This window comes from Streptomyces sp. NPDC048389 (assembly GCF_040706335.1).
Classification (GTDB): Bacteria; Actinomycetota; Actinomycetes; order Streptomycetales; family Streptomycetaceae; genus Streptomyces.
In genome coordinates, this window is record NZ_JBEZKP010000002.1 from 97,740 (window position 1) to 110,728 (window position 12,989).

Annotated in this window: 12 protein-coding genes; 10 read left to right on the forward strand and 2 right to left on the reverse strand. The window is 71.9% G+C overall.

What is annotated here, in order from left to right:
- Positions 1–80 precede the first annotated feature (80 nt).
- Positions 81–845 (forward strand): SseB family protein, encoded by a 765-nt coding sequence (locus tag AB0903_RS02195; RefSeq protein ID WP_366698056.1) that lies wholly within the window; start codon positions 81–83, stop codon positions 843–845.
- Here AB0903_RS02195 and AB0903_RS02200 read toward each other — a convergent pair.
- Entirely contained in the window at positions 836–1,216 is a 381-nt protein-coding gene (locus AB0903_RS02200; protein ID WP_366698058.1) for a DUF1844 domain-containing protein, read from the reverse strand. The two genes, AB0903_RS02195 and AB0903_RS02200, sit on opposite strands and share 10 nt — an antisense overlap.
- Before the next feature lie 379 nt (positions 1,217–1,595).
- Between AB0903_RS02200 and infC the strand changes: the two genes are divergently transcribed.
- The 9 genes from infC (at position 1,596) to AB0903_RS02245 (ending at position 11,932) form a co-directional block, all read left to right on the forward strand.
- Positions 1,596–2,234 carry a translation initiation factor IF-3 gene (gene infC / locus AB0903_RS02205; RefSeq protein ID WP_366698399.1) on the forward strand — a complete coding sequence of 213 codons (639 nt, stop codon included), beginning with the start codon at positions 1,596–1,598 and terminating at the stop codon, positions 2,232–2,234.
- Positions 2,235–2,352: 118 nt separating this feature from the next.
- A complete protein-coding gene (gene rpmI / locus AB0903_RS02210; RefSeq protein ID WP_100106297.1) occupies positions 2,353–2,547 on the forward strand; it encodes a 50S ribosomal protein L35 in 195 nt (64 codons plus the stop codon).
- A 101-nt stretch (positions 2,548–2,648) separates the two neighbouring features.
- Complete coding sequence (gene rplT / locus AB0903_RS02215) at positions 2,649–3,032, forward strand: 50S ribosomal protein L20 (RefSeq protein WP_018103794.1); 384 nt, start codon at positions 2,649–2,651, stop codon at positions 3,030–3,032.
- 288 nt (positions 3,033–3,320) lie between these two features.
- On the forward strand, positions 3,321–4,172 hold the full coding sequence (locus AB0903_RS02220) for an RNA methyltransferase (RefSeq protein WP_366698061.1): 852 nt from the start codon (positions 3,321–3,323) through the stop codon (positions 4,170–4,172).
- Positions 4,173–4,269: 97 nt separating this feature from the next.
- Positions 4,270–5,391, forward strand: a complete 1,122-nt coding sequence (locus AB0903_RS02225) for an ATP-binding protein (RefSeq protein WP_366698063.1) — start codon at positions 4,270–4,272, stop codon at positions 5,389–5,391.
- Between the two features lie 153 nt (positions 5,392–5,544).
- Positions 5,545–6,666 carry a phenylalanine--tRNA ligase subunit alpha gene (gene pheS / locus AB0903_RS02230; protein ID WP_366698065.1) on the forward strand — a complete coding sequence of 374 codons (1,122 nt, stop codon included), beginning with the start codon at positions 5,545–5,547 and terminating at the stop codon, positions 6,664–6,666.
- Positions 6,666–9,179 (forward strand): phenylalanine--tRNA ligase subunit beta, encoded by a 2,514-nt coding sequence (pheT, locus tag AB0903_RS02235; protein WP_366698067.1) that lies wholly within the window; start codon positions 6,666–6,668, stop codon positions 9,177–9,179. Before pheS ends, pheT begins: the two co-directional genes overlap by 1 nt.
- Before the next feature lie 812 nt (positions 9,180–9,991).
- A complete protein-coding gene (locus tag AB0903_RS02240; protein WP_366698069.1) occupies positions 9,992–11,350 on the forward strand; it encodes a transcriptional regulator in 1,359 nt (452 codons plus the stop codon).
- Positions 11,351–11,401: 51 nt separating this feature from the next.
- A complete protein-coding gene (locus AB0903_RS02245) occupies positions 11,402–11,932 on the forward strand; it encodes an NUDIX hydrolase (protein WP_366698071.1) in 531 nt (176 codons plus the stop codon).
- A gap of 123 nt (positions 11,933–12,055) precedes the next feature.
- On the opposite strand, the gene AB0903_RS02250 is transcribed toward AB0903_RS02245, so the two are convergent.
- Complete coding sequence (locus tag AB0903_RS02250; RefSeq protein WP_366698073.1) at positions 12,056–12,916, reverse strand: 3-hydroxybutyryl-CoA dehydrogenase; 861 nt, start codon at positions 12,914–12,916, stop codon at positions 12,056–12,058.
- Positions 12,917–12,989 lie beyond the last annotated feature (73 nt).

Sequence of the window (12,989 nt, forward strand, 5' to 3'; positions counted from 1 at the left end):
GCGCCGTCCCCGACCGGCGCCGCGTACCCGCGTCCTCGACCGGCCGCAGGCCCGAACCGGCAGGACGCTAGGCTCGTCGGGTGGCGCTCAAGAACATTCCCGATCCCGGTTTCTCCGACGACGACGGCACCGCCGACCCGGCCCTGGAGGCGGCACTCGCCGCCTGGGCCGAGGACCGCACCGCCGAACAGCCGGTCCTGGAGGCGCTGCGTGGCGCCCGGCTCCTGGTTCCCGTGGTCGCCGTGCTCGGCGAGGTAGAGGAGGACGCGGCGACCGGCCTGCGCCGCGAGAAGACCAGCGACATGGCCGTGCCGACGCTCACGGCCGGCTCCCGCCGCGCCCTCCCGGCGTTCACCTCGATCGCGTCACTCGCCCGGTGGGACCCGGAGGCCCGCCCCGTCGCCGTGCCTCTGCACCAGGCGCTCCAGGCCGCCGCCCACGAGAAGGCGGACACCCTTGTCCTCGATCTGGCCGGGCCCGTGACGTACCAGCTGAACGGTCCCGCGCTGCTCGCTCTCGCCGAGGGCCGCACGAGCACCGACCCGCTCGTCGACCCCGCGGTCACCGGAGCGCTGCGGACGGCGCTCGCCGCGGAACCCGCGGTGCTGCGCGCCCACCTCGGTCGCGGCCGGGACTCCGACGGCACGCTGGCGCTGGTCCTGGCGGCGGACACGGCGCCCGTGGAGGCCGGCCGGCGTGTCGCGCAGGCGCTGGCGGCCGACGACGTACTGAGGGCCCGCCTGGTACGGGGCCTCGACCTGGCGCTGCTGCCGGCCGGGGCCGCCGCACCGGGCGAGCCCTTCTACGTAAGGGAAGCGGAACAGGAGGAGCCGGGTCAGCCGTAGACGGGGCCGGTGTACTTCTCGCCGGGGCCCTGACCCGGCTCGTCCGGCACCAGCGACGCCTCACGGAACGCGAGCTGGAGCGACTTCAGACCGTCCCGCAGCGGCGCCGCGTGGAAGGAGCTGATCTCCGTCGTACTGGCGTCGAGCAGTCCGGCAAGGGCGTGGACGAGCTTGCGTGCCTCGTCCAGGTCCTTGTGGTCCTCGGCGTCCTCGGTGAGGCCGAGCTTCACCGCTGCCGCACTCATCAGGTTCACCGCGACCGTGACGATCACCTCGACGGCCGGGACCTCGGCGATGTCACGCGCCATGGCATCGAAGTCGGGCGATTCGGGTGATCCGGGTGTTTCGCTGGGGGAGGTCGCGTCACTCATGAGGCACACGATATGCCCCGCTGCGCGCGCCCCGGCCCCGACCGCCGGTTAGCAGCGGCCCCCGGGAGCTGCTAACCTTGTGTGATGACCGGCTGGACACGTCCGTGACCAGCCCACAAGTGGAGGCTCCGATTCTCCCACCTGGCCGTCCCCTGGGGACGGCGGGTCACCGGTCAGGCGGCCACCATCGTTCCGTACGGACGATGGAGTCGCCCGATGTGCGCCCCGCGGTCGACCGCGGCGGTGCTCCGGTATCCACGGAGCTGCCGCCTGTGTCCCGTCCGGGGCGTTTTTGACGTCTCGGCGCGGTTGGTCTGACGAAACAGACGTGTGCGCGGCTGTCTGCCAGACATCCGCGTGATGCTACTTAGGAGGATCCATCAGCGCCGAGCCCCGCATCAACGACCGGATTCGCGTTCCCGAAGTGCGACTTGTCGGTCCCAGCGGCGAGCAGGTCGGGATTGTTCCGCTTGCCAAGGCCCTTGAGCTTGCTCAGGAGTACGACCTCGACCTCGTCGAGGTGGCGGCGACCGCCCGCCCGCCCGTGTGCAAGCTCATGGACTACGGGAAGTTCAAGTACGAGTCGGCCATGAAGGCCCGTGAGGCGCGCAAGAACCAGGCGCACACGGTCATCAAGGAGATGAAGCTCCGGCCGAAGATCGACCCGCACGACTACGACACCAAAAAGGGTCACGTCGTCCGGTTCCTCAAGCAGGGTGACAAGGTCAAGATCACGATCATGTTCCGTGGTCGCGAGCAGTCCCGCCCCGAGCTTGGCTTCCGTCTGCTGCAGCGTCTCGCGGCGGACGTCGAGGACCTCGGCTTCATCGAGTCGAACCCGAAGCAGGACGGCCGAAACATGATCATGGTTCTCGGCCCCCACAAGAAGAAGACCGAGGCCATGGCCGAGGCGCGTGAGGCCCAGGCCGCACGCAAGGCGGAGCGCCAGGGTTCGCACGAGGACGAGGGCGAAGGCGTCGACGCCGCCGCCCCGACCGACACACCGTCCGAGGCATGACCGACGGGCTGCCCCTGCGGCAGCCCCGGTCCACCACGGAATCCATAACCACGATCTGACGCTCCCGCAGTCCGGTGCCCGCACCGGGGGAGCGCCACTGATGAGGAGATACGGCGCTATGCCGAAGAACAAGACGCACAGCGGTGCCAAGAAGCGCTTCAAGATCACCGGCTCCGGCAAGGTGCTCCGTGAGCGTGCCGGCAAGCGCCACCTGCTCGAGCACAAGCCGTCCACGCTGACGCGTCGCCTCACCGGCAACGCGGAGATGGCTCCGGCCGACGCCAAGAAGATCAAGAAGCTTCTCGGCAAGTGACGTTCCGCGTCCCCGGTGACGGGGACGGGACGCCGAGACCGGGACCAATTCGTTTTCGGGCCGTGTGAGCACACCCGCGGCCCCGCTACAAGGAGTCAAAAGTGGCACGCGTCAAGCGGGCAGTCAACGCCCACAAGAAGCGCCGGGCGATCCTCGAGCAGGCCAGCGGTTACCGCGGTCAGCGTTCGCGCCTGTACCGCAAGGCCAAGGAGCAGGTCACCCACTCCCTGGTCTACAACTACAACGACCGCAAGAAGCGCAAGGGCGACTTCCGTCAGCTGTGGATCCAGCGCATCAACGCCGCTGCCCGCCAGAACGGCATGACGTACAACCGCCTCATCCAGGGTCTGAAGGCCGCCAACATCGAGGTGGACCGCAAGATCCTGGCCGAGCTCGCCGTGAACGACGCCAACGCGTTCGCCGCGCTCGTCGAGGTCGCGCAGAAGGCCCTGCCGAGCGACGTCAACGCCCCCAAGGCTGCCTGACACCCGCACAGAGCCGACCGGACCCGCAGGCCCTCGGCCTGCGGGTCCGGTTTTTCTTGGGGGCTCGCTTCACCACCGGGGCGCTTTATGCGGAGTGTCGACGGTCGATCATGCTCGGTCCCTCGTTCCTCGGGACCTCCGCGTGTCCTCCACTTTCGACACTCGCGCGCCCCCTCGGCACGCTCGCCGAGGCCCACGGCCGGGTGCCGAAGCCCCGCGGCGCCCGCCCGGCCGCACGCAACGAGACACTTCCCGAAACCGGACCGTGAGAGAGGGCCGTCGAGCCGCATGCCGACCCCCGAGCTGATCTCCCCCCGCTCCCCCCGCGTCGTCGCCGCACGGCGGCTAGCCAAGCGCAACTTCCGGGGGAAGGACCGCCTGTTCATCGCCGAGGGGCCGCAGGCCGTCCGAGAGGCCGTCGCCCACCGCGGGCCCGACGGCGAAGCGACACTGGTCGAGCTGTTCACCACCGTCGAGGCCGCCGAGCGCCACGCCGACATCGTCGACGCCGCCCTCGCTGCCGGAGCCCGCGTCCACCACGCCGCGGACACCGTGCTGGCCGAGGTCTCCCAGACCGTCACCCCGCAGGGGCTCGTCGGTGTCTGCCGGTTCCTCGACTCCCCCTTCGAGGACATTCTGGAGGCCCGGCCCAGGCTCGTCGCGGTACTCGCCCACGTACGCGACCCCGGTAACGCCGGCACCGTGCTGCGCTGCGCCGACGCGGCGGGGGCGGACGCGGTGATCCTCACCGACGCGTCCGTGGACCTCTACAACCCCAAGTCCGTGCGGGCGTCCGTCGGCTCCCACTTCCATCTGCCGGTCGCCGTAGGCGTACCCGTCGAGCAGGCCGTCCGGGGGCTGCGCGAGGCGGGCGTACGCGTCCTCGCCGCCGATGGGGCGGGCGAGGACGACCTCGACGACGAACTCGACGCCGGCACCATGGGCGGCCCCACCGCCTGGATCTTCGGCAACGAGGCATGGGGGCTGCCGGAGGAGACCCGCGCGCTCGCCGACGCCGTCGTACGCGTCCCCATCCACGGAAAGGCCGAGAGCCTGAACCTGGCGACCGCCGCTGCCGTATGTCTCTACGCGTCGGCGCGCGCCCAGCGCGCCGGGGCCAAGGGTGCCCCCGCGACCTGAGGACCACTCGCTCAGGGGGTCGGCGACGTCACTTTCAGCTAGTAGGGTGACGCACTCGGGGGCCCACTGCGCCGGCGGAGAGGTGGGGTACGGGGACATGACGGTCGGGACCAGCAGGCCGGCAGCAGAGCCACAGGACGCGGCCCCGTGGGGCCACGAGCCGTCCCGGGTCGACCCCGACGACCTCCCCGACGGTCTCGTGATCGCCGACGAGCGCGGCCTCGTCGTCTGCTTCAACGAGGCCGCCGTCCGCATCACCGCCGTCACCAGGACCGACGCCATCGGGCTGCCGCTGGAACGCGTACTGCCGCTCGAGGACCTCAAGGGCCGCCGCTGGTGGGCCCTGACCGACCCGTACGGCGGGCTCGCCACCCGCGTCGGCCAGCCCGAGCGCAATCTGCTGCTGCCCGGCGGCCGCGAGGTCCTCGTCTCGGCCCGCTATGTGCGCGACCTCCCCACCGGGCCGCTGCGGCGGCTCGTGGTCACCCTCCGCGGCACGGAGGCCCGCCGCCGCAGCGAACGCAGCAACGCCGAGCTCATCGCCACCGTCGCCCACGAGCTGCGCTCCCCCCTGACCTCCGTCAAGGGCTTCACGGCCACGCTGCTCGCCAAGTGGGAACGGTTCACCGACGACCAGAAGCGGCTGATGCTGGAGACCGTCGACGCCGACGCAGGCCGTGTCACCCGCCTCATCGCCGAACTCCTCGACATCTCCCGCATCGACTCCGGCCGCCTCGAGGTGCGCCGTCAGCCGGTCGACCTCGGTGCCGCCGTACGCCGCCACGTCGACGCGCACGTGGCCGCCGGCCAGGCCCCCGACCGGTTCCGCGTCCGGGTCACCGGCCCGCTGCCCGATCTGTGGGCCGACCCCGACAAGGTCGACCAGGTGCTGGGCAACCTGCTGGAAAACGCGGTGCGGCACGGAGAGGGAACTGTCACCATCGACATAGCGCCCTCGCAAGCCGCAGGCGAGCAGACCGGTGCCGGCACAGCCGTCACCGTGACCGACGAGGGCCCGGGCATTCCGGAGGAGTCGATGAGCCGAGTCTTCACCCGCTTCTGGCGGGGGAGCAAGCGCGGCGGCACCGGCCTCGGTCTGTACATCGTCAAGGGCATCGTCGAGGCGCACGGCGGGACGATCACCGTCGGCCGGGGACCCGGCGGCGGTGCCGAGTTCCGATTTACGTTGCCCGTCGGCACCCCGGCACACCTCCTCTAGCGGTCGTCCAAGGCCGCCGCAGGAGGGTCCGGGCGGCCCGCGGGCTCATTCGCCGCACCACACCCCGTTAGACTCGACCTTTGGCACCTTTGCGTCCTCGGTCGTCCCTGACGTGCGGGGTCCCCAGCCAGACCATCGGAAGTACGGGAAGAGATGTCCGCACCCAATAAGTCGTACGACCCTGTTGAAGTCGAGGCACTGAAACCGGAAGAGATCGAGCGCATGCGGGACGAGGCGCTCGCCGCCTTCGCCGCCGCAGACTCCCTCGAGGCGCTCGCACACGCGAAGTCCGCGCACACCTCCGGCACCTCGCCGCTCTCCCTCGCCAACCGCGAGATCGGCGCACTGCCGCCGCAGGCCAAGGCGGAGGCCGGCAAGCGCGTGGGCCAGGCCCGCGCCGAGGTCGGCAGGGCGTTCGCCGCCCGCCAGGCCGAACTCGAGGCCGAGCGCGACGCCCGGGTGCTCGTCGAGGAGGCCGTGGACGTCACGCTGCCCCACGACCGCGTCCCCGCCGGTGCCCGCCACCCGCTGACCACGCTCTCCGAGCGCATCGAGGACGTCTTCGTGGCCATGGGCTACGAGGTCGCCGAGGGCCCGCAGGTCGAGGCCGAGTGGTTCAACTTCGACGCGCTCAACATCGGCCCCGACCACCCGGCGCGCGGCGAGCACGACACCTTCTTCGTCAAGGACGAGCAGGGCGGCGCGGACTCCGGTGTGGTGCTGCGCACCCACACCTCACCCGTCCAGATCCGCTCGCTCATCGACCGGGAGCCCCCGGTCTACGTGATCTGCCCCGGCCGGGTGTACCGCACCGACGAGCTGGACGCCACGCACACCCCCGTCTTCCACCAGGTCGAGCTGCTCGCCGTCGACGAGGGCCTGACCATGGCCGACCTGAAGGGCACCCTCGACCACATGGTCCAGGCGCTGTTCGGCGAGGGCATGAAGACCCGGCTGCGGCCCAACTTCTTCCCCTTCACCGAGCCGTCCGCCGAGATGGACATGGTCTGCTACGTCTGCCGCGGCGAGTCCGTCGGCAACCAGGACCGGCCCTGCCGCACCTGCTCCAGCGAGGGCTGGATCGAGCTCGGCGGCTGCGGCATGGTCAACCCGAAGGTGCTCACCGCCTGCGGCGTCGACCCCGCCAGGTACAGCGGGTTCGCCTTCGGATTCGGCATCGAGCGGATGCTGATGTTCCGCCACAACGTCGAAGACATGCGAGACATGGTCGAGGGTGACGTCCGGTTCACCCGGCCGTTCGGGATGGAGATCTGATGCGGGTCCCGCTTTCTTGGCTGCGGGAGTACGTCGACCTGCCGGCGACGGAGACCGGCCGCGACGTCCAGGCCAAGCTCATCGCCGCCGGCCTCGAGGTCGAGACCGTCGAGCAGCTCGGCGCCGGGCTCAAGGGCCCCCTCGTCGTCGGCCAGGTCCTGACCATCGAGGAGCTGACGGAGTTCAAGAAGCCGATCCGCTTCTGCACCGTCGACGTCGGTCGGGCCAACGGCACCGGCGAGCCGCAGGAGATCGTCTGCGGCGCCCGCAACTTCTCCGTCGGCGACAAGGTCGTCGTGGTCCTCCCGGGCGCCGTGCTGCCCGGCGACTTCGCGATCGCCGCCCGTAAGACGTACGGCAAGACGTCCCACGGCATGATCTGCTCCGGCGACGAGCTCGGCATGGGCGACGACGGCAGCAACGGCATCATCGTGCTCCCGCCCGAGCACGAGGTCGGCACCGACGCGATCGAGCTGCTTCAGCTCGTCGACGAGGTCCTCGACATCGCCGTCACCCCCGACCGCGGCTACGCCCTGTCGATGCGCGGGGTCGCCCGCGAGGCGGCCACCGCCTACGGGCTGCCGCTGCGCGACCCGGCGCTGCTCGACGTACCCGGCCCCAATTCGTACGGCTACGGCGTCAAGGTCGACGACCCGGTCGGCTGCGACGGCTTCACCGCGCGCACCGTCGTCGGCCTCGAGCCCGAGGCACGCTCGCCGATCTGGCTGCAGCGCCGGCTGCAGAAGGCCGGAATGCGCCCGATCTCCCTCGCCGTCGACATCACCAACTACGTGATGCTCGAACTGGGCCAGCCGCTGCACGCCTACGACCGCTCCCGTCTCGACGGGCCGATCGGGGTGCGTCGCGCCGAGCCCGGCGAGAAGCTCACCACCCTCGACGGGGTCAAGCGCGTGCTCGACGCGGAGGACCTCGTCATCACCGACAACCGCGGGCCCATCGGCCTCGCGGGCGTCATGGGCGGCTCCGACACGGAGATCGCCGACCACGACGACACCGCCGGTGCCACCACCGAGGTCGTGATCGAGGCCGCGCACTTCGACCCGGTCGCCATCGCCCGCACGGCGCGCCGCCACAAGCTGTCCTCGGAGGCGTCCAAGCGCTTCGAGCGCGGCGTCGACCCGCAGGCCGCGGCCGCTGCCGCGCAGCGCACGGTCGACCTGCTGGTGCTCCTCGCCGGCGGCACCGCGGAGGGCGGCGTCACCCAGGTCGTCGCGCCCGGCGTGCCGCGGACGATCGCCATGCCCGCCGACCATCCCGACCGGGTCGCCGGCGTCACCTACGGCCGCGAGACCGTGGTGCGCCGCCTCCAGGAGGTCGGCTGCGACGTGTACGGGCAGGACGAGCTCATCGTCACCGCCCCCTCGTGGCGGCCCGACCTCACCGAGCCCAACGACCTCGCGGAAGAGGTCATCCGGCTCGAGGGCTACGAGAACCTCCCGTCGACGCTGCCCACGCCGCCGTCCGGCCGCGGGCTCACCGCCCGCCAGCGGCTGCACCGGCGTGTCGGCCGGGCCCTGGCCGGTGCGGGTTACGTCGAGGCGCCGAACTATCCCTTCATCGGCGAGCCGGTCCTCGACCGGCTCGGCCTGGAGGCGGACGACGCCCGCCGCCGGGTCGTGGGGCTCGTCAACCCGCTCTCCGACGAGGAGCCCGCGCTGCGCACCACGCTGCTGCCCGGCCTTCTCGGCGCGCTACGCCGCAACGACGGCCGCGGCAGCCACGACCTGGCGCTCTTCGAGACCGGTCTGGTCTTCCGCCCCACCGGCGAGGAGCGCCCCGCGGTACGGCTCCCCGTCGACCGCCGCCCCACCGAGGAGGAGATCGCCGGGCTCGACGCCGCACTGCCCCGCCAGCCGCGCCGCGTCGCCGTCGTCCTCGCGGGCGCCCGCGAGCAGGACGGCTGGTGGGGCAAGGGCCGCCCGGCCGACTGGGCCGACGCGATCGAGGCCGGCCGACTGGTCGCCCGTGAGGCGGGCGTCGAGCCGACGATCCGCGCCGACCGGCACGCGCCGTGGCACCCGGGCCGCTGCGCCGCGCTGTACGCGGTGGTGGACGGCGAGGAGACCCTCGTCGGCCACGCGGGCGAACTGCATCCGCGCGTCGTCAAGGCGCTGCATCTGCCGGACCGCACCTGTGCGATGGAGCTGGAGCTCGACGTGCTGGAGCGGGCGGCGACCGGCGTCGTCCAGGCTCCGCGGATCTCCACGTTCCCGGTCGCCACGCAGGACGTCGCGCTCGTCGTCTCCGACGACGTGCCCGCTGCGGACGTCGAGTCCGCGCTGCGCGAGGGCGCGGGTGAACTGCTGGAGTCCATCCGTCTGTTCGACGTCTTCACCGGCGAGCAGATCGGGGCCGGCCGCAAGTCGCTCGCGTACGCGCTGCGCTTCCGCGCGGCGGACCGCACGCTGACCGTCGACGAGGCGTCGGCCGCGCGGGACGCGGCGGTGGCACTGGCGTCGGAGCGCACAGGAGCGGTGCTGCGGGGCGCGTGAGCCCCGGTCGTCTCTTCGGGGCCCGGTCCGCCGACGCGTGTGCGCCGGCGGACCGGGCCCTTCGCTTGCCCCGGTTGCCGCTGCGCGGGGCGTTCTCCCCTCCCCGCCCCTTCTCGAGGCCGGGGGCTCCGCTCCGGACTCCGAACGGGTTCCGCCCCGGGCCCCGAACGGGGCTTAGGTCCGCCCTTCGGGCGGTGTTCGGGCTTCGCCCCGGACCGGGTACCGCGCTTCGCGCGGTGGCCTCAATCCCCGGCCGGGCTGGACATGCCGCTGCGCGGCAATCAGCCCGGCCGGGCGACTTCAGCCTCGCTGGAGGGCCTCCCACGGCTGCCGCGTAGGGGGAGTTCGAGGCGCGGGGTTCGGGGCGGAGCCCTGACGGGACCGGCCACACTCAGCCCCGCCGGCGATTGAGGCGCGGGGGGCGCGGGGGGAGCCCCCGGAACACCGCGCGAAGCGCGGTACGGGGTCCGGGGCTTGCCCCGGTTTCGGGAAGGGGTGGGGAGGGGACAAGCCCGCCGCAGGCGCCACCCGCACCCGCAGGCGCCACCCGGCCAAGACCCAACGGCACGCGCGCCGTCCGCCCTGCCGCGGAGTGTCGGGCAGATCAGCAGGACGAACGGCGCGATCAAGGCCGCCGCACTGTACGAGGGGGAGCCGGCGGCCCGGCCGCCTCCCGGGGAGAGGCAGTTCAGTCAACAGCCCCCGGCCCGCCGTCGGCAGGGCACGCAATCCATGGAAAGGCACACTCTTTTCGCACCCCGTGCGAATCGGTCTCCACTACCCTGAGCGGACGCGAGCCACCGGAGCGTGCCATGCAGCCCAACACCCTGCTCGACGCCCTGCTCGAAGAGGCGGGCTTCTCCCACGCGGGGCTCGCCGCCCGTGTCAACCGGGCGGGTTCGGCCAGGGGAATGGCGCTGCGTTACGAACACACCGCCGTGGCCCGGTGGTTGAAGGGGCAGCGGCCCCGCGGCCAGGTGCCCGATCTGATCTGCGAGGTGCTCGCGGGACGGCTGCGGCGCGTGGTCACCCTCGACGACATCGGTCTCGGCGTACCGGCACCGGACCGGGCCGTGCCGCACGGCTCGTCGCTTTCCGGGTTCGTGGAGCGCGCCACCGCGCAGTGGCGGTACGAGGCCCAGCAGCGACAACGGCCGCAAGGCGCGGGGGAAGCCGCCGAGCCCGCCGTCACCGGCACCCCCGCGGTGATGCCGGTCTGGGAGTGGGAGAACCCGCCGGAGGACTCGGACGTCTCGCGCGACGGCCGTACCCGTGTCGGCACCGCCGACATCGAGATGCTCCGGGCGGCCCGTGCGCACTACGAGCTGATGTACCGGCGGACGGGAGGTGTCGCGACCCGCACCCGCGTCGTCGGCTTCCTCAACGCGGAGACGGCACCGCTGCTGCGCGGCTCGTACGGCGACGCGCTGGGCCGCCGGCTGCACCGTGCCGCCGGGGGCCTGGTCGCGGTGGCCGGCATCTGCTCCTACGACTCGGACGCGCACGGCCCGGCGCAGCGCTACTTCCACCAGGCACTGCGCCTGGCGAAGGCGAGCGGGGACCGGGGGCTCGGTGCGTACGTCGTCGCGCTGCTGGTCAACCAGTCGCTGTTCATGTCGGAGCACCGGCAGGCCGTCGCCTTCGCAGAGGCGGCGCTGCGCGCGGCAGGCCCTCGGCTCACTCCGGCTCTTGCCGCCGACCTGTACGCGATGCAGGCCAAGGCGTACGCACATCTCGGCGATGCCACCGGGGCGCTGACCTGCATCCGGCGTGCGGAGTCGGAGGCGGCGCGGATCCGCCCGGGGCATGAGCCGGAGGAGACGGGTTATGTCCAGCCGGGTCTGGTCGACGTACAGGTCGCGGAGGCGCTGCTCGGTCTGGGTGATCTCACGGCGGCCAGGGCACATGCGGCGGCCGCCGTCGGCACGCCGGCGCACGACCGCGGCCGGGTGCACCGGCTCGCCATGCTGTGCCACATCGAGCTGCGGCAGGGTGAGCCGGACCGTGCGGCGCGGACCGCGGCGGAGATGCTGGAGCGGGCCGGGGGGATGGAGTCGCAGCGGTTGCGGGACCGGCTGCGGGCGGTGCGTGAGCATCTGGCGGCAAGCGGCTGCGCCGGCGCGAGGGAGACCGCCGAACTCATCACAGGAGCGCTGCGCGTTCCCCTCTGACCGCGCTCCTGCTGCCATGTTGCCATCCTCTTGTCGAAAGGTGGCAGAAACGTGCAGTGGACGAACTTAAGCGAACAAACCGTGTACGAGAATCGCTGGTTCAGGGTCAATCTCGCGGATGTCGAGTTGCCCGACGGCCGGCGCCTGGACCACTTCCTGGTCCGCCTCCGCCCGGTCGCCGTCGCGACGGCGGTCAATGACGCCAACGAGGTACTGATGCTCTGGCGGCACCGGTTCATCACCGACAGCTGGGGATGGGAGCTCGCCGCCGGTGTCGTCGAGGAGGGCGAGGACGTTCGGGCGGCGGCGGCCAGGGAGATGGAGGAGGAGACGGGCTGGCGGCCCGGCCCCCTCCGCCATCTGCTGACCGTGGAGCCGTCCAACGGCCTCACTGACGCCCGCCACCATCTCTACTGGGCCGAGGACGCCGCGTACACCGGCCACCCTGTGGACGACTTCGAGTCCTCGCGCCGTGCCTGGGTCCCGCTCAAGCTGGTACCCGACATGATCGCCCGCGGCGAGATCCCGGCCGCCGGTATGGCGGCCGGGCTGCTGATGCTGCACCACCTGCGACTCGGCTGACGGCCGACCCCGGCGGCAGCGCTCGGGCCGGCCGCCGAAGGGGCCGGGCCCCGCGGCCGGACACCGCGCCGGACGGCCCCCGCGGGCGCCGGACCGGGCCGGCCGCCGGAAGGGCCGGCTGCGTCAGGAGTACGGGTAGAAGCCGGATCCCGTCTTGCGGCCCAGCCGGCCCGCGTCCACCATCCGCTGCAGCAGCGGAGGAGCGGCGTACAGCGGCTCCTTGAACTCCGCGTACATGCTGTCGGCGACCGAGGCCACGGTGTCGAGGCCGATCAGGTCGGAGAGCTTCAGCGGTCCCATCGGGTGGGCGCAGCCCATCTCCATGCCGTTGTCGATGTCCTCGCGCGACGCGATGCCGGACTCGAACATCCGGATCGCGGAAAGGAGGTACGGGATGAGAAGGGCGTTGACCACGAAGCCGGAGCGGTCCTGGGCGCGGATCGGGTGCTTGCCCAGTACCTGCTGCACCACTGCCTCCGACCGCTTGACGGTCTCCTCGGAGGTGGTCAGCGCCGGAATCAGCTCGACGAGCTTCTGCACCGGGGCCGGGTTGAAGAAGTGGATGCCGATGACCTGGTCGGGGCGCGAGGTCGCGACGGCCAGCTTCACCAGCGGGATGGAGGAGGTGTTGGAGGCGAGAATCGCGTCCTGGCGGGTCACCACCTGGTCCAGTACCTGGAAGATCTCAGTCTTGACCTGCTCGTTCTCGACGACGGCCTCGATGACGAGGTCGCGGTCGGCGAACTCCCCGAGATCGGTCGTGAAGCTCAGCCTGTCCAGAGTGGCGTCGCGCTCCGCCTCGCTGATCTTGCCGCGTTCAGCGGCCTTGGAGAGGGAGTTGAACAGCCGGGTGCGACCGATCTCCAGGGCCTCGCCCGTGGTCTCCGCCACCTTCACCTCGAGGCCGCTGCGGGCACACACCTCCGCGATGCCCGCGCCCATCTGGCCGCAACCCACCACTCCGACGCGTGCAATGTCGGCCATTGAGTCCGTCACCTCGTGCCTTTCGCTGATCCTTCGGCCGGCAGGTCCCCCGTGTGGTTCCGGCGCCCGCCCG

What these genes read in the sequence shown, in the direction of transcription:
- AB0903_RS02200 (WP_366698058.1), bottom strand. Translation starts at nt 1,216, where the DNA reads ATGAGTGACGCGACCTCCCCCAGCGAAACACCCGGATCACCCGAATCG.
- rpmI (WP_100106297.1), top strand. Translation starts at nt 2,353, where the DNA reads ATGCCGAAGAACAAGACGCACAGCGGTGCCAAGAAGCGCTTCAAGATC.
- AB0903_RS02220 (WP_366698061.1), top strand. Translation starts at nt 3,321, where the DNA reads ATGCCGACCCCCGAGCTGATCTCCCCCCGCTCCCCCCGCGTCGTCGCC.
- AB0903_RS02225 (WP_366698063.1), top strand. Translation starts at nt 4,270, where the DNA reads ATGACGGTCGGGACCAGCAGGCCGGCAGCAGAGCCACAGGACGCGGCC.
- pheS (WP_366698065.1), top strand. Translation starts at nt 5,545, where the DNA reads ATGTCCGCACCCAATAAGTCGTACGACCCTGTTGAAGTCGAGGCACTG.
- pheT (WP_366698067.1), top strand. Translation starts at nt 6,666, where the DNA reads ATGCGGGTCCCGCTTTCTTGGCTGCGGGAGTACGTCGACCTGCCGGCG.
- AB0903_RS02240 (WP_366698069.1), top strand. Translation starts at nt 9,992, where the DNA reads ATGCAGCCCAACACCCTGCTCGACGCCCTGCTCGAAGAGGCGGGCTTC.
- AB0903_RS02250 (WP_366698073.1), bottom strand. Translation starts at nt 12,916, where the DNA reads ATGGCCGACATTGCACGCGTCGGAGTGGTGGGTTGCGGCCAGATGGGC.